Source organism: Sphingomonas sp. RS2018, assembly GCF_054489605.1.
Window position 1 is genome coordinate 724,125 of the sequence record NZ_JBTMWL010000002.1, and the last position, 18,802, is coordinate 742,926.

Below are 18,802 nucleotides of genomic sequence, written 5' to 3' on the forward strand. Positions count from 1 at the left end.
CGCGCCCTCCCCCCCACGACGCCCTTTGTCAAGGCGCGCGCACGCGGCTATGCACGCCCGCTTATGCATATCCACCCGCTGATCGAGGACACCGCGACCCTCGCCAACCTCTGCGCCCGCCTCGCCGAATCGCCGTTCATCACGGTCGATACCGAGTTCATGCGCGAGAATACCTTCTGGCCGGAGCTTTGCCTGATCCAGGTGGCGAATACCGAGGAGGCGGCGGCGATCGACCCGCTGGCGCCCGGGCTCGACCTGAAGCCGCTGCTCGATCTGCTGGTCGAGAACGAGGACGTGCTGAAGGTCTTCCACGCCGGTGGGCAGGATCTCGAGATCGTCTACAACCTGACCGGCAAGACCCCCTACCCGCTGTTCGACACGCAGATCGCGGCGATGGCGCTCGGTCAGGGCGAGCAGGTGGGCTATTCCAACCTGGTCGACTGCTATCTGGGGATCCAGGTCGACAAGGGCGCGCGCTTCACCGACTGGGGGCGCCGGCCGCTCGACGACCGGCAGATCACCTATGCGATCGCCGACGTAACGCATCTGTCGGTGATTTTCCCCAAGATGCTGGAGAAGCTGCGCAAGACCGGGCGCGGCGACTGGCTCGACCAAGAGATGGAGCGGATCGCCGATCCGGAGAATTATCGCAACGACCCCGATACCGCGTGGCAGCGGGTGCGCATCAACAGCCGCAAGGCCGAGGTGCTGGGTCGGCTGAAGGCGATCGCGCGGTGGCGCGAGATGGAGGCGCGGGGCAAGAACCTGCCGCGAGGCCGCATCGCCAAGGACGAGACGATCGCCGACCTCGCCAGCAATCCGCCGCGCAAGCAGGCCGATCTGGCGAAGGTCCGTGGCCTCGCCGCATCCTGGGCCGGCAATGACATCGGCGGTCGCCTGATGGCCGCGATCGAAGGCGCCGGGCCGATGCCCGCCGACGAGATGCCGGCGCGCGACGAGCGCGGGCCGTCGCTGGGCAAGGACGGCGCACTGGTCGCCGACCTGCTGAAGCTGTTGCTGAAGATTCGAGCGCGCGACATCAACGTCGCGGCACGGCTGCTGGCGCGCAGCGACGAGCTCGAGGCGCTGGCGGCGGGCGCGCGTGAGGGTCTGACGATCCTGCAGGGCTGGCGCTACGACCAGTTCGGTCGCGATGCGCTCGATCTGGTCGAGGGACGGCTGGGCTTCATGGTGCGTGGCGGCAAGCTGAAGATGACGCGCGAGGGCGAGGACGACACATGATTCGGGTCGCGGTGATCGCAGGTCTGGCGCTGTTGGGCGGCTGCACGGTGACCCGGACAGTAACACCCGGTCCGTGCGCCGCGGCCGATGTTCAGGGGTTCATCGGACGGGTGTACGATGCGACGACGGAAGCAGAGCTGCGCAAATGGACGGGCGCCAGGACGATCCGTCCCGTCCGGCCAGGTCAGATGGTGACGATGGATTTCCGGCCCGACCGACTGACCGTGCGGATCGACGACGCGGGGCGGATCGTGAGCCTCGCCTGCGGCTAGGCGACGATCAGTCTAGGCTCCAGACTTAGAGACGCGGAGAGCGCCTTGTGACGGCGTTCCACCGTATCTCCGTAGAGTGCGGCATCATTGGCCTTCACCGTCAGCGTCGAGAGCTTGCCGTCGATCGCGAGGCGGGTGCGCTCCAGCGGTCCCGACACGCCGCCCGACAGCCGCTGGCCCAGCCGCATCGCCAGCCCCCAGCGCGCCGCCAGCCCCAGTTCGTCGTGCGGGGCCAGCCGGCCGAGCGGATCGGGCGTATCGGTGCCACCGCCCAGCGACGTGTGCAGCGCCTGCGCTACCAGCGCCCGCCCGCGTGCATCGATCGCGACCCAGTTGCCGTGCAGCGCGACCTCGACACCGCGTTCGGCGCGAAATTCGGGATTTGCCGCCCAGCCAACGTCAGCGAGCAGGCAGGCGGCATGACGCAACCGGGCGAGGTCAGCATCCTCGCTCGCGAACAGCGGGGCGATCCAGGCGTCGAGGATGTCGCCATGTTCGGGGAAGCGACCGAGCCGCACCCCTTCCGCGCGCGCGGCGACGATCAGCGGATCCTGCAGGCGTTCGGCGGGGCTGAGCCGGGCATAGAGCAGTCCCTCGCGCAGGCCGTGCGCGGAGGCGACGACGTGGCTGCTGCCCAACGTGCGGCACAGCACCGCCAGCAGCGCGGCGGCATCTCCCAGCGTCGGTACGCGCGCGCTGGAGATATCGGCGATCGCCTTGATCCGCGATTTGTCGAGCTGTGTCAGCGACCGCCCGACCCGCGCGATCTCGACCGGCGTCATCGTATAGCCGTGGATGACGGGCAGCGGGTAGCCGGTCAGCGTCATGTCGAGCCGCGCCAGCGCCCGCCACGACCCGCCGACCATGTAGAGCGGCAGCCGGCGGCCGCGCCCTGTCCAGCCGGCCTCGGCCAGCATCGCGGCGACCTTCTCCTCGAACGCGCCCTTGCGCTTCGACCGCAGCGCGGCGAGGCGCAGCACGCCGAGCGGGAAGGACGCGCGATCGGTGACGGCGCCGGCGACGATGCGGACGAGTTCGAGGCTGCCGCCGCCGAGATCGCCGACGATGCCGTCGGCGTCGGGGATGGCGGAGAGCACGCCAAAGCCCGCGCCGCTCGCCTCCTCCTCGCCCGACAGTGTCTCGACCGTCAGGCCGAGCGCAGTGGCGGCGGCGAGCAGTTCGCCGCCGTTGGATGCGTCGCGCACCGCGGCGGTCGCGACGGTGCGCAGATCGGTCACGCCCATTTCGCGTGCCAGCCAGGCGAAGCGCGCCAGCGCCGCCTTCGCGAGCGTCATTGCGGGGGCGTCAATCGCCCCCGTCTCTGCTAGCGCGCGTCCCAGCCCGGCCATCACCTTTTCGTTGAAGATGGTCGCCGGCAATCGCGCCGCCCCTTCATAGACGACGAGACGGATCGAGTTCGATCCGATGTCGATCACCGCCGTCCGTGCGCCGCGCGACGCGGATGTGCTCACGCGGGCGGACTGCTGCGACGCCGGCCGCGCAACGTCAGCTTCGGCACCGACCGGCGCACGCCCATCGCGGCGCCGCGGCCGGAGAGCGACGGGTTCGTCATGAAATAGCGGTGGAGGTTGAAGCCCTGCCCGCCCTCCGGCACCGATACCCGCTCATATTCGCCATCGCTCTTCAATTCCCAGCTCTGCTCGGCATCGATGAGGTTGGCGACCATGACCTGGTCGAGCACCTGATCGTGGACGGTTTCGTTCAGCACCGGCAACATATACTCGACACGCCGGTCGAAGTTGCGCGGCATCCAGTCGGCGGACGAAAGATACACCTTCGCGCCGTCGTTCGGCAGCACGTCGCCGTTCGAAAACGCCCAGATGCGGCTGTGTTCCAGGAAGCGGCCGACGACGGATTTGACACGGATGCGTTCGGACATGCCGGGCACGCCGGGGCGCAGGCAGCAGATGCCCCGGACGATCAGGTCGACCTCCACCCCCGCCCCGCTCGCCTCGTACAGTTTCTCGATGATCGCGGGATCGACCAGCGAGTTCATCTTCGCCCAAACGCCCGCTGGCTTGCCCGACAGCGCATTGACGATCTCGTCGTCGATCAGGCGGATCAGCCGGTCGCGCAGGTCGCGCGGCGAAATCGACAGCAATTCGAGCTCGCCCGGTTCGACATAGCCGGTGACGTAGTTGAAGATCGCCGCGGCGTCGCGCCCGATCCGCGGATCGGCGGTGAAGAAGCTGAGGTCGGTATAGATGCGCGCGGTGACCGGGTGGTAGTTGCCGGTGCCGAAGTGGCAATAGGAGCGATAGGCGCCCGCCTCCCGCCGCACGACCATCGACACCTTGGCATGCGTCTTCCAGTCGATGAAGCCGTAGACCACCTGCACGCCCGCGCGCTCCAGCGCGGAGGCCCAGAGCAGGTTCTGTTCCTCGTCGAAGCGAGCCTTCAGCTCGACGACCGCGGTCACCGACTTTCCCGCCTCGGCGGCAGCGATCAGCGCGTTGACGACCGCGGATTGCTTGCCGGCGCGGTAGAGCGTCTGCTTGATGGCGATGACGTCGGGATCGGCCGCCGCCTGCTTGATGAATTCGAGCACCACGTCGAAGCTTTCGTACGGGTGGTGGACGACGATGTCCTTCGCCTTGATCGCGGCGAAGCAGTCGCCGGCGAATTCGCGAATGCGTTCGGGAAAGCGCGGCGTGTAGGGCGTGAACTTCAGGTCCGGGCGCTCGATCTCGACCAGCATGGCAAGATCGCCGAGCCCCAGGAAACCGCCGGTTTCGGTCAGGATCGCCTTGGCGCCGTCCAGCTCCTCCTTCAGCACCTGTTCCAGCTCGGCGCCGATGCCGGTTTCCATCTCCAGCCGGATCACGCGGCCGCGGCGGCGGCGCTTGATGGCGGTGCGGAAATAAAGGACGAGGTCTTCCGCCTCCTCCTCCAGCTCGATGTCGCTGTCGCGCAAAATGCGAAAAGCGGCGGCGCCGCGCACGTCGTAACCGGGGAAGAGCAGGCCGGAGAAGCGCTTCAGCACCGTTTCGATCGTGACGAAGCGGGCACCGTCGCCGGGCAGGCGGATGAAGCGCGGCAGGCTGGCGGGGAGCAGCACCAGCTCGCGGATCGGTTCGGCATCGGACTGGCGAACCAGATCGAAGATGACACTGAGGCCCGCGTTGGGGATAAACGGGAACGGGTGCGCGGGATCGAGCGCCTGCGGCGTCAGGATCGGGAACAGCTGTTCGCGGAAATGCCCGGCCAGCCACGTCGCCAGCTCGTCCTCGATCTCGTCGGCGTCGAGGACGGTGATCGACTGTTCCTCCAGCGCCGCGCGCAGATCGCGCCACACCGCCTGCTGGCTGTCGACGAGGCGGTCCGCCTCCTGCACGATCGCCGCCAGCTGCTGCTTTGGTGTCAGGCCGTCGGTCGAGCGCTGCTCGATGCCCTGCAGCTGCTGTCCCAGCAGGCCGGCGACGCGCACCATGAAGAATTCGTCGAGGTTCGATGCCGAGATCGACAGGAAGCGGATGCGCTCCATCAGCGGATGCGCGGCATTGCACGCCTCCTCCAGCACGCGCCGGTTGAACGCGAGCCACGACAGCTCCCGGTTGAAGTAGCGACCGGGCGGCGGTGGCGGCGGATCGACGGGTTCGATTTCGAGCGAGCGAAGATGGGTCACCATGCCAGATTGCCCTGCTTGTGTGACAATCCCGTTATGAGCCCGCTTTCGGCGAGCGCTTCGCGCACGACGGGTATCGACAGGCGGCGGGTGCGGCGGGCGTCGGCCACCTCCTCCAGCCGGTCGACGAGGCGCAGCACCGCCAGATGCGTGCGCTCGACCCGCTTGTGCAGCCACGCGATCAGGTCGGGCCGCACGTCGAGATCGCGACGTTCGAACAGATAGACGAGCAGGTCGCGGACCAGCACGTCGTCGGGCGGATAGAGCGTCAGCAGCTGGCTGGCGGCGATGCGGGAGCGCAGGTCGGGCAGGCGGATCGCCCATTCGGGTGGCGGCGCCTCCGCCACCAGCAGCAGCGGGCGGCGCTCGCCCTGCGCGCGGTTCCAGGCGTGGAACAGGTCGGCCTCCCCCGCGCGATCGGCATCGTCGATCATCTGGCCGCCGCTGGCACCGACGAACAGCCGCGCCAGCATGCTGCGGCCCGACTTGCGCGGGCCCACCAGCAGCGCGGTCATGACCGGCCACGCGCCCCAATGTTCGATGGCATGGACAGCACGGGTGTTCGATGGGCCGACCAGGAACTCCTCCGGTCGCGCGCTGACCGGCTTGGGCAGCGGCAGGTCGAGCTGACTCATCCCCCGGTGGGCGAGGCGGCGGGCGCAGGCGCGGGCGCCGCCCGACGGATGCGCAGCGTCCCCCCGCCCTCCTGCACCGTCCACCCCCGTGCCTCCAGCGCCGCCCGCAGCGCGGCAGGATCACCGTCATAGGTGACGCGCATGACGGAGACGCCGCCGAGCGCGAGACTGGTGGTCGTCGCCTGACGCACGCCGGGGATTGCGCGCAACGCGGCTTCGCCGGCGGTGATCGACGCGGCGGCGGGGGTGTCGAACTGGATGGTGACGGCGGTTCCGGTGACGCCAAGGACATCCTCGGTTCCGGTGATGCCGTCAGTGGCCGTGGCGGTCGGCGTCGGCGAAACTTCGGGTGCCGGCGGCGGGGCGAGCAGCGCGTCGGTGCGCATCCGCCCGCCACGCATCGCCGTCTGATAGGCCTCGTCCAGCCGGGCAACGCCGCGATCGAGCAGCGCGGGGATCGCATCGCTGTCCTCGACGCGCAGCACTGCGCGCGCCAGCGGCACGCGATCGGGGCCGTAGAAGGCGGTGAAGACGCCGATGACCGGCCCACCGGGATAGCTGCGGTACAGCCGCGCCTCAGGCATCACGACGTCGTTCGCGCCATATTGGTCGAGGATCGTCCGCCACCAGCCGCGCCCGCGCCGTCCGGTCTGGCCGACGTTCAGCAGCAGCGGGTCGGCGCCGGTGCCGACCGGGCGCACATAGTCGATGACGCTGTTGCCGGTGCGATAGCGCGCCCACGCCTGTTGCCACGGCGTGGTGCGATCGAACGCCTGCCCCGCCCCGCCCGACCAGAGGACGGGGATGACGAGCATCGGCGGGGACCGGTCGAAGGCGGTAGACACGCCCAACACCTGTCCGGCGCGACCGCGGTCGAACAGGACGCCGAGCCGCGCGACATAGCGGGTCGGGCCGATCTGTTCGTTCTCGACGACGATGCCGGTCACCAGCGAATCGAGTGCGCCGTCCGGCAGACTGCCGGCGTTGCCGGTCAGGCGTTGCGACAGCAACTGCCACCCGCGCCGCTGGGCGAGGCGCCAACCCGCAAGCCGCGCAGCTTCCGCGGTCTTGCCGCCGACGTCGATGGCGATGCCGCTCACCTCGAAATCACCCGAGCTGTCGACCGGCGCCGCACCGCGATCGCCGCCCTCGATCTGCGCGAGCGCGGCCCCGCCAGCGAGCGCGGCGGCGGCAAGCACGATCTTCAGCGTCCCGGATATGCGTCGCACGGCCATAGTCCGCGCTCTTGTGGCGAAGCGGGCGTGGAAATCCAAGCGCGTTGTGGCTAGGGGACGACCGTTGAGAGCGAAGCTTTCCCCATCCGTTCGCCCTGAGTAGCCATTAAGCGAAGTCGAAATGGCGTATCGAAGGGTCCGGGGCGGTGCTTCGATACGAGTCTTCGATACGCCGCTGTCGCGGCTACTCAGCCTCTACTCAGCACGAACGGATATTTTTCGAGGCGCGCCGATGACCGACCGACGGAACTCCCCCTACACCTACGCCGACGCCGGCGTCTCGATCGCCGCCGGCAATGCGCTGGTCCGTGCCATCGCACCGCTGGCGCGCGCGACGCGGCGACCGGGCGCGGAGGCCGATCTGGGCGGGTTCGGCGGCGTGTTCGATCCGAAGGCGGCGGGGTTCAAGGATCCGTTGCTCGTCGCGGCGAACGATGGCGTCGGCACGAAACTGAAGCTGGCAATCGATCACGACGCGCACGACGGAGTTGGCATCGATCTGGTCGCGATGTGCGTCAACGACCTGATCGTACAGGGCGCCGAGCCGCTGTTCTTCCTAGACTATTACGCCAGCGGAAAGCTGGATGCCGCGGTCGCCGAGCGCGTGGTGACGAGCATCGCGGAAGGGTGCAAGCAGGCCGGCTGTGCGCTGATCGGCGGCGAAACCGCCGAGATGCCGGGCATGTATGCCGCCGGCGATTACGACCTTGCCGGCTTCTGCGTCGGCGCGGTGGAGCGCGAGCAGCTGCTGACCGGCGACCGCGTCGCGGCCGGGGACGTGATGCTGGGGCTGGCATCGTCGGGCGTGCATTCGAACGGATTCAGCCTGGTCCGTCGGCTCGCCGCGGATCGCGGCTGGAAGCTCGACCGCCCCGCCGTCTTCGATCACGATATCCGCCTGATCGACGCGCTGATGGCGCCGACGAAAATCTATGTCAGGTCATTGCTTCCACAGCTCCATGCCGGACTTATCCACGGACTTGCCCACATCACCGGCGGCGGGTTGCTGGAGAATATCCCACGTGTCTTGCCCGCCGATTGCCATGCGTTCGTCGATGCCGGCGCCTGGGAACAGCCACGCCTGATGGCGTTCCTGCAGGCGCAGGGCGGGATCGAGCCGGAGGAGATGGCGCGGACCTTCAATTGCGGGATCGGCATGGTGGTGATCGTCGGGCCGGGGGATGCCGATACCGTGTCTGCCGCTCTGACCGAGGCGGGCGAAACCGTGTTCCGGATCGGTGAGGTGCGTGAGGGTCCGCGCGGCTGTACCGTCACCGGCGGGCCGGAGACATGGAGCGCGCGCGCGCCGTGGTCGGCGACGCATTCAGCATGAGGCACCGCGTCGGCGTCCTCATCTCCGGCCGGGGATCGAACATGGCGGCGCTGCTGGCGGCGGCGCAGGGCGAGGATTGTCCGTACGAGATCGTCGTCGTCGCGTCCGACAAGGCCGATGCCGTCGGCCTGCCCCATGCCGCGTCGCACGGCGTCACGACCTTCGTCGGCCCGACAGGCAAGATTGCGCGTGAGGCGGCGTTCGACGCGATGTTCCGCGCGATGGGCGTCGAGACGATTGCGCTGGCGGGCTATATGCGGTTGCTGTCGGACGAGTTCGTGTCGCGCTGGCGTGGGCGGATCATCAACATCCACCCGTCGCTCCTGCCGAAGTACAAGGGGCTCGACACCCACGCCCGTGCGATCGCGGCGGGGGATGCGGCAGGCGGGTGTTCGGTGCATGTCGTAACCGAGGAACTGGACGGCGGCGAGGTGCTGGGACAGGCCAGCGTCCCGATCCTGCCAGGCGACACCGCCGACGATCTGGCGGAACGCGTGCTGGTGCAGGAGCATTTGCTGTACCCGACAGTCCTTGCGGAGTTCGTGACGCGATGAGCCCGGATTATTCTGCCGACCTCGACCGCCTGCGTGAATTGGCCCTCGTCCTGCCGGGCGCGACCGAGCGCGTGTCGCATGGCGCACCGGGTTTCCTGATCGAGGACGGCAAGTTCTTCGCCTATATCTGGCACGATCACCACGGAGACGGCGAAACCGCGGTGATGGTGAAGACGACCGGCAGCGACGAGCAGGATGCGCTGATCGAGAGCGATCCGGCGCTGTATTTCAAGCCCGCCTATCTCGGGGCATCGGGCTGGATCGCGATCCGCACCGATGTGCCGGGCACCGACTGGGACCATATCGGCGACCGCGTGGCCCAGAGCTGGGAAATGGTCGCGCCGCGCGCGCTGCTGGAGGCGGGCGGACGGTGAGTGACGAGACGCCGGCGGAAAAGGCGGAAAGCCGTGCGATACGCCGCCGCTGGATTTCGATCGGCGAAGCCGTGGCGGTGGCCGGTGTCGTGATCGCAGGGCTGACGTTCTGGAGCGGATATCAGGACCGCCGCGATGCCGCCGCGGAGAAAGAAACCGCACGACGCAGCGATGCGGCTGAAAAGAACGCGCAGCGGCATCGCGTGACGCTGACGACCTCCGCAATCGACAGGTCCGGCATCGAGCTCAGGTCGCAGGCCGACTGCCCGCTTCAGACGACTAAGATTATCTTTCCGACAACGCTGGGCGTGGGCGACAAGACTACCGTCGTCACGCACCGGATCGAGGCCGAATGGCTTGCCACGCCGATGCTGAAACTGACGGATGGCGGCGCCGACCGTCGCGAAGGTCGCGTGCCGGTGATGATTGCCGCGACTTGCACCGCCGATGACGGCGATCGCAGCGAAACCGCTACGTATGACCTGCTCTGGCGAACGGAGCCGGGTGGTCTGCTAAGCGGCCGCGCCTTCATGCTGCGCGGACTCGTCCGGCGGCAACCAGGCGGCGACCAGCGCCGCCTCGATGCCATGTGGAAGGGGGTGTGAACCCCCTTCCCAATCGGATCAGCCGACCAGTTCTTCCGGCTTGAAGAAATAGGCGATCTCAATCGCCGCATTCTCGTCGCTGTCCGAACCGTGCACCGAGTTCGCCTCGATCGATTCGGCCAGTTCCTTGCGGATCGTGCCGGCGTCGGCGTTCTCTGGGTTGGTCGCGCCCATGATGTCGCGGTTGCGCTGGACGGCGTTCTCGCCCTCGAGCACCTGCACCACGACGGGGCCCGAGATCATGAAGCTGACGAGATCGTTGAAGAACGGACGCTCGCGGTGCACGCCGTAGAAGCCCTCGGCCTGCTCCTTGGTCATCTGGATGCGCTTCGACGCGACGACGCGCAGGCCGGCCTCCTCCAGCATCTTCGTGACCGCGCCGGTCAGGTTGCGGCGGGTGGCATCGGGCTTTATGATCGAAAAGGTACGGTTCGCGGCCATGACGGTCACGGGCTCCTGTGCTTGTACTGGTGGAAAGATGCGCGGCCCTTAGGCGCTCAGGCCGCCTGCGTCCAGCGGCCGTCGTCGTCCTGTTTCCAGTAGCGCCGTTCGACACCGTCACGGTCCGCCAGCGCTTTCCACGCGGCACGGGCGCCGCCGACACTCTCGCCATCGAAGAAGTGGAAAGCGCGGTCGAACGCCAGCGCCGCGTCGCGCCACGTCCCGTCGACCAGCGCTACGTTGCGGGCGCCGTTCAGAGCTGTCACCTCGGGGGCGATCAGGACCGGCTGGTCGGCGTCCCCCGCCCCGCCCGCCTGCGCATGCGGCAGGAAGCTGTCGGCAGCATAGGTCCATAGCAGCCGGTCGAGCCCGGCGCGCTGATCCTCGTCCGCGGCGACCACCACCAGCCGTCCGCCGCCCGCGACCACCTTTTCGGCGATGCGGGGCAGCACCCGATCGAGCGGCGTGGCGACGAGGTGATAGAAATCGACCTGCATGGCTCAGGCTGTCGTCGTCAGGCGCAACCCGACGGCTCCGGTCAAGACCAACGCGATGCACAATAGCTGGATCGCGCCCAGCCGTTCGTCGAACGCCAGAGCGCCGATGATCGCGGCGGCGACGATGCCGACGCCTGCCCAGATGGCATAGACGGTACCGACGGGCAGGCTTTTCATGGCCGGTGCCAGCACCCAGAAACACGACGCGTAGCGGGCGACCGACAGCGCCCCCCAGTGCCATTTCTCAAAGCCGTTCGACAGCTTCAGCAGAACCGTGCCGCCGATCTCCAACGTGATGGCGCCAGCGAGAAACAGCCAGGGGCTCACCGCCTCAGCTTTCGCAGGCGTCGCGCACGAAACGGTCGAGCAGGCGGACGCCATAGCCGGTCGCGCCCTTGTCGTGATTGACGCCGGGCTTGTCCGACCAGACCATGCCGGCGATGTCGAGATGCGCCCATTTCACGCCGTCGTCGACGAAGCGCTGGATGAACTGCGCCGCGGTGATCGACCCGGCGCCGCGGGGACCGACGTTCTTCATGTCGGCGATCGGGCTGTCGATCAGCTTGTCATAGGCCGGCGACAGCGGAAAGCGCCAAAGCTTGTCGCCGGACGCGGTGCTGGCGGTCAGCAGGTCGCCGGCCAGATGCTCGTCGTTCGAGAACAAGCCGCCATATTCGTTGCCGAGGCTAACGATCATCGCGCCGGTCAGCGTTGCGAGATCGACGATGCGTGCAGGCTTGTGCGTCCGCTGCACCCAGGTGATCGCGTCGCACAGCACCAGCCGGCCCTCGGCATCGGTGTTGATGACCTCGATCGTCTGGCCCGACATCGAGGTAACGACGTCACCGGGCCGCTGCGCATTGCCGTCGGGCATGTTCTCGACGAGACCCATCACGCCGATGACGTTGGCCTTCGCCTTGCGCAGGGCGATCGCCTTCATCGCGCCCGCGACGGCGCCGGCGCCGCCCATGTCCCACTTCATGTCCTCCATGCCGCCGGCCGGCTTGATCGAGATGCCCCCGGAATCGAAGGTGACGCCCTTGCCGACCAGCGCGGTCAGCGGTGCGCCGTCCCCCCCCCCGTTCCAGCGTAGTACGAGCAGCCGCGCCTCGCGCCGCGACCCCAGGCTGACGCCGAGCAGCGCGCCCATGCCGAGCTCGGCCATCGCAGCTTCGTCGAGCACCTCGATCTGCAGGCCGGTCCCATCCACGGAGGCGGTGACGCGTTCGACGAAGCTCTCCGGGTAGAGCAGGTTCGGCGGATCGGCGACGAGGCCGCGGGTCAGCTCCATCCCCGCGGTCACCGCGGCGTAGGCGTTCCAACCTTCACGCGCCTCATCCGATGCACCGGTGATGGTGACAGTATGCAGCGACGGCTTCTGCTTCTCGGTCAGCTTCGTACGGAGCGCGTCGTAGCGCCAGCTTCGCTGAAGCAATGCCGCAGCGAAACGACCGACCGCGTGGATACCGACGTTGGTGTCGTCGAGTTGCACGGTCAGCGATGCCGGCCCGCCGACCAGATAGCGTGCGGTCAGGGCGCCACCCGCCTTCTCCCAATCCTCGTCGGCACCCGCACCAACGCCTAGCAGGGCGACGCGCCGGACCTCACCTGTCGTGGCGGTGGGCACATAGAAATCTGCGATCGTTCCAGTTTCCCCCTCGAACTTCGCCTGGGTCGCCGCCGCGGTCACGAACGCCTTGTATGACGTAACCTGCGACAGCTCTGGCGCACCGCCCTGCACCACCGGCACGACGGTCAAAGCGGCATCGGCGGGGACGGCGGAATCGAATGCGAGCTTCATAAACGGGATCGTCCTGTCTTCGAGATGCTGCCATGTAGGACGCCTCGTGAAGTATCGCAAAGCGTTGCGGCCCGGTCCGGTCGATGCGATAGACCCGCCAAAGGGGGCCGCGCCGGCCGAGTGGAGAAGTTTTCGGTCGTGACGCGCAACGCCCTTCTGACGACCGCCGCGCTGATGCTCGCGCCGCTGGCGGCTCCGGCCGCCGCGCAGGATCTGCAGGATCGCCCGATCGAGAACGCGCCTGTCGCTGAGGCGCCGAGCCCGGCCGACAGCGACGACGTTCAGTTCTCCGCGGATTCGCTGGAATACGGATTCGATGCCGATCAGGTCGTGGCAAAGGGCGACGTCCGAATGTACCGCGGCGGCGACCGGCTGCGCGCCGAGACGGTGACGTGGAACCGCAAGACCGGACAGGTGATCGCCGAGGGCAACATCGCGGTCACCAATCCGCAGGGCGACACCGCTTATGGCGATCGGATCGAGCTGACCGATTCGCTGAAGGACGGCGTGATCGACAACATGCTGGTCGTGCTCGACGAAGGCGGGCGGCTGGCTGCGCGGCGGGGCAGCCGGGCGGACGGCGGCGTGGTGACGGTCGAGGATGCCGCCTACACACCGTGTTCGGTGACCGATAGCAGCGGGTGTCCGAAAGAACCGTCGTTCAAGATCACCGCGGTGCGCGTCATCTACGACCCCGCGGTCGGTCGCATCCGTTACAAGGGCGCGCGCATCTCGATCTTCGGGATCGCCAGCCTGCCGCTGCCGAGCTTCTCGCATCCGATCGGCGGCAAGAGCGCGGACGGGTTCCTGGCGCCCGAATTCCGCATCAGCCGCGTCAACGGTTTCGAGGTGGCGGCGCCCTATCTATTCAGCTTCGGGGAGAACCGCGACCTGACGGTGACGCCGCGCATTTTCACCGGCGCGCTGCCGATGGCGCAGGTCGGTTATCGCGAGCTGAACAGCCTGGGGGCATTCCGGATCGATGCCTATGGCACCTACAGCCGGCGCAGCGACGACCTGCAGACGACGGGCCAGAGCCTGTCCACATCGAACGACTTCCGCGGCTATATCGACAGCAGCGGCCGCTATCAGCTGAGCCCCAAATGGAGCATCAGCGAATCGATCCGACTGGCGAGCGACCGCACCTTCCTGCGCCGCTACGATATCTCGCGCGACGCCCGCCTGCGCAGCACCGTGCGGGTCGAACGGATCGACCGCGACAGCTATCTGTCGATCGCCGGCTGGTCGGTGCAGACGCTGCGCGTGAACGACAGCCAGGGGATGCAGCCGATCGCGCTGCCCGAGATCGACTATCGGCGCCGCTTCGCCGACGGGTTGATCGGCGGGCGGTTCGAGATGCAGCTCAACACGCTGGCGCTGACGCGCACCGAGGGACAGGATACGCAGCGCGCCTTTGCCTCGTTGCGCTGGGATCTGCGCCGGCTGACGACGATGGGTCAGGAGGTGACCTTCACCGCCTATGCCCGCGGCGACATCTACAATGCCAACGACGTGCTGGCGACCACCGTGGCGAGCTATCGCGGCGACGAAGGCATCTCGCACCGGTTGATCGGCGCGGTCGCGCTCGACGTGAAATGGCCGTTCATCGGCACCGCGTTCGGCGGCACGCAGCGGATCACGCCGCGCGTACAGCTGGTCGCCAGTCCCAAGGTCGCGAACCTCGCCATCCCGAACGAGGATGCACGCGCGGTCGATCTCGAGGATTCGAACCTCTTCGCGCTCAACCGCTTCCCCGGCTATGATCGGTTCGAGGACAGCCCGCGCGTCACCTACGGCATCGACTACGCGCTGGACCGCGACGGGTTGTCGGTGGCGGCGGTGGTCGGCCAGAGCTATCGGCTGAGCGACCGCACTTCGATCCTGCCGGACGGCACGGGTCTGTCGAACCGCTTTTCCGACATCGTCGGGCGGACGACGGTGCGGTTCCGCGAATTGCTGTCGCTGACGCACCGCTACCGGCTCGACAAGGACAGCCTGGCGGTGCGGCGAAACGAGGTCGATGCGACGGTGGGTACGCGCGATACCTATCTGCTGCTCGGCTATCTGCGGCTCAACCGCAACATCACCGCGGCGCAGGAGGATCTGCAGGATCGCGAGGAAGCGCGGGTCGGCGGGCGCGTGGCGTTCGCGCGGTTCTGGTCGGTCTACGGCTCGGCCACCGTCGACCTGACCGATCGGGAGGAAGATCCGCTGTCGCAGGCCGATGGCTTCACGCCGATCCGCCACCGCGTCGGCGTCGCTTATGAGGACGATTGCCTCAGGCTTGGCCTGACCTGGAAGCGTGACTATGAGACGACCGGCGACGCGCAGCGCGGCAACAGTTACCTGCTGACGCTGTCGTTCAAGAACCTGGGCCGCTAAGCCACGGTTCAGCCGAAATTGCGCTATACAGACGCGAAACCGCGACATGTCGCGCAGGATGGGATTGCACGAAACGTGAAGAGTTTTGCGACGAAGTCGGCCGGTGCGGCCATCGCGATCATTCTGGCGGCCGGTACGCTGGCGGCACAGGATGCGCCGCAGGTGCCCGACGCCAGCGGCCTGAACCTGCCGCAGAACCTGCAGGTGTTCGGCAAGCAGGATCCCAACATCCGCAAGCCGACCGCGATCGTGAACGATACCGTCATCACCGGCACCGACGTCGATCACCGCCTGGCGATGACGCTGGCGCTGAACAACATCAAGGAGCTGCCTGCCGCCGAGCGCGATCAGGCGCGGCTGCAGATGCTGCGCCAGCTGATCGACGAGACGTTGCAGGTGCAGGAGGCACGCGCCAACGACATCACCGTGACGACGGGCGAGATCGACCAGAGCTTCAACGGCATCGCCAAGCGCTTCAACCGGACGCCCGAAGAAATGCGCGCCTTCCTGCGCACGGCAGGGTCGTCGGATCGCTCGCTGCGTCGGCAGATCGAGGGCGAACTGGCGTGGAACCGCCTGCTGCGCCGCAAGGTCACGCCGTTCGTCAATGTCGGCGACGAGGAGGTGAAGAACATCATCGACCGGCTGAAGGCCGCGCAGGGCACCGACGAATTCCACCTTCAGGAAATCTACCTGTCCGCGACGCCCGACCGCGCGCCGGAAGTCGTCGCCAACATGCGCAAGATGATCGAGCAGATGCGCGGCGGCCAGCCATTCGAATATTTCGCGCGCAACTTCTCCGAAGCGTCGACCAAGTCGGTGGGCGGCGATCTCGGCTGGATCCGCCTCGCCACGCTGCCGCCTGAATTGCAGCAAGCGTCGCAGGGCATGGGCGTGGGCCAGATCGCCGGGCCGATCGAGGTGCCGGGCGGCTTCTCGATTCTGTACCTCGTCGACAAGCGGCAGGTGCTGACCGCGGATCCCCGAGACGCGAAGTTGAGCCTCCGTCAGCTGACCGTGCAGTTCCCCAAAGGCACGACCGAGGCGCAGGCGGGCGTGCGCGTGGCGGCACTCGCCAAGACGACGCAGGCGATCAACGGTTGCGGTAGCGTCGCCAAGGTGGCGGCCGAGATCGGCGCCGACGTCGCCGACAATGATTCGGTCACGATCCGCCAGCTGCCGCCGCAGCTGCAGGAAATCATGATGAAGCTGCAGATCGGACAGGCGACTCAGCCGTTCGGCACGCCAGAGGAAGTGCGCGTGTTCGTGCTGTGTGGGCGCGACGACGTGCGCACGGCCAGCTTGCCGTCGTCGGAAGCCGTGCAGCAGCAGCTGGAGGAACAGCGCGTCAACCTGCGTGCTCAGCGCATGCTGCGCGACATCCGCCGCGATGCGATCATCGAGTATCGGTGATGCGGACGGGGGCGGTACGGTGACCGGGCTGCTGCCGCTCGTCGTGTCGATGGGCGATCCCGCCGGCATCGGGCCGGAGACGATCGCCAAGGCTTGGGTCGCGCGCGAGACGTTCGGCCTCACGCCCTTCGTCGCGGTCGGTGACATTCGCGCAATTGCTGCCGTTTGGGACGGACCGGTCGCGCGGATCGCAACGCCCAAGTATGCCGCGTCGGTGTTCGCAGACGCCCTGCCCGTCATCGACGTCGCCGATGCCGGAGAGATCGTCCCCGGAGCGCCAGATGTCGATGGCGCGCGCTGCGCGATCCAGTCGCTGGAGCTGGCGGTCGGCATCGCGCGGTCGGGAACGGCGTCTGCGCTGGTGACAGGGCCGGTATCCAAGACCGAGCTGTACCGCATCGGCTTCACCCATCCCGGCCAGACCGAGTTCGTCGCCGAACGCTGCGGCATTGCGCGCGAGAATGCGGTGATGATGCTGGCCGGGCCGACGCTGCGGGTCGTGCCGGTGACGACGCACATCCCTCTGGCCGACGTGCCTGCCGCGCTCTCGGTCGAGCTGATCCTCGCCAAGGCGCGGGCGACCGCGCGCGGGCTGGTGCGCGATTTCGGGATAGAGCGGCCGCGGCTCGCCTTCGCCGGATTAAACCCGCATGCCGGCGAGAGCGGCGACATCGGGCGCGAGGAGATCGAGCTCATCACGCCAGCGATCGAAATCCTGGTAGCCGAGGGGATCGATGCGGTCGGGCCATTCGCGGCCGACACGATGTTCCACGCCCGCGCCCGAGCGGGCTACGACGCGGCGATTTGCCTGTATCACGATCAGGCGCTGATCCCGCTGAAGGCGCTGCATTTCGACGAGGGCGTCAACATGACGCTGGGCCTGCCGATCGTACGGACCTCGCCCGATCACGGCACCGCGTTCGGCATCGTCGGACAGAATCGGGCCGAGCCCGGCGCGATGATCCACGCCATCAAGCTGGCCACCGAAGCCGCCGCCCGCCGCGCCGCGGCCGCGTGACGGCCCTGCCCCCCTTGCGCGACGTCGTCGCCCGGCACGGGCTGTCGGCGTCGAAGGCGCTGGGCCAGAATTTCCTGTTCGACGGGCAGTTGCTGGGGCGCATCGCCGCGGTGCCGGGCGACCTGACCGATGTCGAGGTGCTGGAGATCGGCCCCGGGCCGGGCGGGCTGACCCGTGCGCTGCTGGCGGCGGGTGCGCTGGTAACGGCGATCGAGCGGGACCGACGTTGCATCCCGGCGCTCGCTGAATTGGCCGAGGCTTATCCGGGGCGGCTGCGTGTCGTCGAGGGCGATGCGATGGCGATTGATGCGCGCACGCTGTTCGACGGCGGGCCGCATATCGTCGCCAACCTGCCCTACAACATCGGCACCGCACTGCTGATCGGCTGGCTGTCCGCCGAGTGGCGGCCGTGGTGGCGCAGCCTGACGCTGATGTTCCAGAAGGAGGTCGCCGACCGCATCATCGCCGGTGCGGGCGACGATGCCTATGGCCGGCTGGCAATCCTGTCGCAGTGGCGGACGACGGCGCGGATCGCGATGCCGGTCCACCGCTCAGCCTTCACCCCGCCGCCCAAGGTGATGTCGGCGGTGGTCCATATCGAACCGGCCGATGCGCCCGAGGAGGTACGATTGGCGAAGCTGGAGACGGTGACCGCGGCGGCGTTCGGGCAGCGGCGCAAGATGCTGCGGCAGAGCTTGAAGGGCGTGCCCGGCGCGCTGGAGGCGCTGGAGACGCTCGGGATCGATCCTTCGCGGCGGGCTGAGACGATGAGCGTCGCCGAGTTCGTGTCGATCGCGCGCGTGCTTTCGTGACGCTCTAGTTCTTCGCCGTCGACGGCGGCACAACCGGCGTGGTCGCGGCGGCCTTGACCGGCGGCCCCTTGGCGATCACGGCGGCGAGCTGTTCGCCGTCGCCGCACGCCTTCGTCCCGCACAGCGCGCGAATCTTGGCAAGGTTCTCCTTGGCGCGCTCGACGGCACCCTTCTGGACCATCGCCTCGCCCTGCCCCTTCAGCGCGACGATGTCGTTAGGTTCGAGGATCAGCGCCTCGCGGTAGAAGCGGATCGCCTTGCCGGGCAGGTTCTGCGTCCGCGCGATTTCGGCGAGCGTGGTGAAGGCGGCGCGGTTGCGCGGATCGACGACGAGCGCGGTTTCGATCAGGTCGTTCGCGCCCGGCAGATTGCCCCCCGCGCGCGCCGCCTTGCCGCGTTCGAGCAGCGCGACGCTGCGCGGATCGATTTGGTCGTCGGGCCGCTGGCCGCTGAGCGACGTCGACAGACTGAGCAGGGTCAGGCCGATCGCGGCCCCGACCGAGACATAACGCATCACCAACTCTCCACGGATCATCACGCCT

Annotated in this window: 19 protein-coding genes; 10 read left to right on the plus strand and 9 right to left on the minus strand. The window is 68.0% G+C overall.

What is annotated here, in order from left to right:
* Positions 1 to 63: 63 nt before the first annotated feature.
* Positions 64 to 1,242: a ribonuclease D gene (gene rnd / locus ACX40P_RS08635; RefSeq protein WP_459125903.1), complete on the plus strand. Its 1,179-nt coding sequence runs from the start codon at positions 64 to 66 to the stop codon at positions 1,240 to 1,242.
* Positions 1,239 to 1,514: an I78 family peptidase inhibitor gene (locus ACX40P_RS08640; protein WP_459125904.1), complete on the plus strand. Its 276-nt coding sequence runs from the start codon at positions 1,239 to 1,241 to the stop codon at positions 1,512 to 1,514. The genes rnd and ACX40P_RS08640 overlap by 4 nt, the downstream gene beginning before the upstream one ends.
* Here the strand turns inward: ACX40P_RS08640 and ACX40P_RS08645 are convergent.
* From ACX40P_RS08645 to ACX40P_RS08660, 4 genes are read right to left on the minus strand one after another with little or no spacing between them, the layout of a single operon-like run.
* Positions 1,511 to 2,986 (minus strand): Ppx/GppA phosphatase family protein, encoded by a 1,476-nt coding sequence (locus tag ACX40P_RS08645; protein ID WP_459125905.1) that lies wholly within the window; start codon positions 2,984 to 2,986, stop codon positions 1,511 to 1,513. The two genes, ACX40P_RS08640 and ACX40P_RS08645, sit on opposite strands and share 4 nt — an antisense overlap.
* On the minus strand, positions 2,983 to 5,163 hold the full coding sequence (locus ACX40P_RS08650) for an RNA degradosome polyphosphate kinase (protein WP_459125906.1): 2,181 nt from the start codon (positions 5,161 to 5,163) through the stop codon (positions 2,983 to 2,985). The genes ACX40P_RS08645 and ACX40P_RS08650 overlap by 4 nt, the downstream gene beginning before the upstream one ends.
* Complete coding sequence (locus tag ACX40P_RS08655) at positions 5,157 to 5,795, minus strand: P-loop NTPase family protein (protein ID WP_459125907.1); 639 nt, start codon at positions 5,793 to 5,795, stop codon at positions 5,157 to 5,159. The genes ACX40P_RS08650 and ACX40P_RS08655 overlap by 7 nt, the downstream gene beginning before the upstream one ends.
* Positions 5,792 to 7,030, minus strand: coding sequence for a heavy-metal-associated domain-containing protein (locus ACX40P_RS08660; protein WP_459125908.1), 1,239 nt, complete (start codon positions 7,028 to 7,030; stop codon positions 5,792 to 5,794). The genes ACX40P_RS08655 and ACX40P_RS08660 overlap by 4 nt, the downstream gene beginning before the upstream one ends.
* 232 nt (positions 7,031 to 7,262) lie before the next feature.
* On the opposite strand from ACX40P_RS08660, the gene purM reads away from it, so the two are divergent.
* The 4 genes from purM (at position 7,263) to ACX40P_RS08680 (ending at position 9,896) form a co-directional block, all read left to right on the plus strand.
* Positions 7,263 to 8,363: a phosphoribosylformylglycinamidine cyclo-ligase gene (purM, locus tag ACX40P_RS08665; RefSeq protein ID WP_459125909.1), complete on the plus strand. Its 1,101-nt coding sequence runs from the start codon at positions 7,263 to 7,265 to the stop codon at positions 8,361 to 8,363.
* On the plus strand, positions 8,360 to 8,917 hold the full coding sequence (gene purN / locus ACX40P_RS08670) for a phosphoribosylglycinamide formyltransferase (protein WP_459125910.1): 558 nt from the start codon (positions 8,360 to 8,362) through the stop codon (positions 8,915 to 8,917). The genes purM and purN overlap by 4 nt, the downstream gene beginning before the upstream one ends.
* A complete protein-coding gene (locus ACX40P_RS08675; protein ID WP_459125911.1) occupies positions 8,914 to 9,291 on the plus strand; it encodes an MmcQ/YjbR family DNA-binding protein in 378 nt (125 codons plus the stop codon). The genes purN and ACX40P_RS08675 overlap by 4 nt, the downstream gene beginning before the upstream one ends.
* A 71-nt stretch (positions 9,292 to 9,362) precedes the next feature.
* Positions 9,363 to 9,896: a hypothetical protein gene (locus ACX40P_RS08680; protein WP_459125912.1), complete on the plus strand. Its 534-nt coding sequence runs from the start codon at positions 9,363 to 9,365 to the stop codon at positions 9,894 to 9,896.
* Between the two features lie 18 nt (positions 9,897 to 9,914).
* Here ACX40P_RS08680 and ndk read toward each other — a convergent pair whose 3' ends face one another.
* The 4 genes from ndk to ACX40P_RS08700 are packed head-to-tail and all read right to left on the minus strand — an operon-like array spanning position 9,915 to position 12,635.
* Positions 9,915 to 10,337, minus strand: a complete 423-nt coding sequence (ndk, locus tag ACX40P_RS08685; protein WP_459126044.1) for a nucleoside-diphosphate kinase — start codon at positions 10,335 to 10,337, stop codon at positions 9,915 to 9,917.
* Positions 10,338 to 10,393: 56 nt separating this feature from the next.
* Positions 10,394 to 10,834 carry a DNA polymerase III subunit chi gene (locus tag ACX40P_RS08690; RefSeq protein ID WP_459125913.1) on the minus strand — a complete coding sequence of 147 codons (441 nt, stop codon included), beginning with the start codon at positions 10,832 to 10,834 and terminating at the stop codon, positions 10,394 to 10,396.
* A 3-nt stretch (positions 10,835 to 10,837) separates the two neighbouring features.
* Entirely contained in the window at positions 10,838 to 11,161 is a 324-nt protein-coding gene (locus ACX40P_RS08695; protein ID WP_459125914.1) for a DMT family transporter, read from the minus strand.
* A gap of 4 nt (positions 11,162 to 11,165) precedes the next feature.
* Positions 11,166 to 12,635, minus strand: a complete 1,470-nt coding sequence (locus ACX40P_RS08700) for a leucyl aminopeptidase (RefSeq protein ID WP_459125915.1) — start codon at positions 12,633 to 12,635, stop codon at positions 11,166 to 11,168.
* A gap of 174 nt (positions 12,636 to 12,809) precedes the next feature.
* Here ACX40P_RS08700 and ACX40P_RS08705 point away from each other — a divergent pair, with 174 nt between their 5' ends.
* The 4 genes from ACX40P_RS08705 (at position 12,810) to rsmA (ending at position 18,260) form a co-directional block, all read left to right on the plus strand.
* Positions 12,810 to 15,017: an LPS-assembly protein LptD gene (locus tag ACX40P_RS08705; protein ID WP_459126045.1), complete on the plus strand. Its 2,208-nt coding sequence runs from the start codon at positions 12,810 to 12,812 to the stop codon at positions 15,015 to 15,017.
* Between the two features lie 75 nt (positions 15,018 to 15,092).
* Complete coding sequence (locus ACX40P_RS08710) at positions 15,093 to 16,430, plus strand: peptidylprolyl isomerase (RefSeq protein ID WP_459125916.1); 1,338 nt, start codon at positions 15,093 to 15,095, stop codon at positions 16,428 to 16,430.
* Complete coding sequence (gene pdxA / locus ACX40P_RS08715; protein WP_459125917.1) at positions 16,408 to 17,448, plus strand: 4-hydroxythreonine-4-phosphate dehydrogenase PdxA; 1,041 nt, start codon at positions 16,408 to 16,410, stop codon at positions 17,446 to 17,448. The genes ACX40P_RS08710 and pdxA overlap by 23 nt, the downstream gene beginning before the upstream one ends.
* Complete coding sequence (gene rsmA / locus ACX40P_RS08720; protein ID WP_459125918.1) at positions 17,445 to 18,260, plus strand: 16S rRNA (adenine(1518)-N(6)/adenine(1519)-N(6))-dimethyltransferase RsmA; 816 nt, start codon at positions 17,445 to 17,447, stop codon at positions 18,258 to 18,260. The genes pdxA and rsmA overlap by 4 nt, the downstream gene beginning before the upstream one ends.
* Positions 18,261 to 18,264: 4 nt before the next feature.
* On the opposite strand, the gene ACX40P_RS08725 is transcribed toward rsmA, so the two are convergent.
* Positions 18,265 to 18,774 carry a tetratricopeptide repeat protein gene (locus tag ACX40P_RS08725; protein WP_459125919.1) on the minus strand — a complete coding sequence of 170 codons (510 nt, stop codon included), beginning with the start codon at positions 18,772 to 18,774 and terminating at the stop codon, positions 18,265 to 18,267.
* Positions 18,775 to 18,802 lie beyond the last annotated feature (28 nt).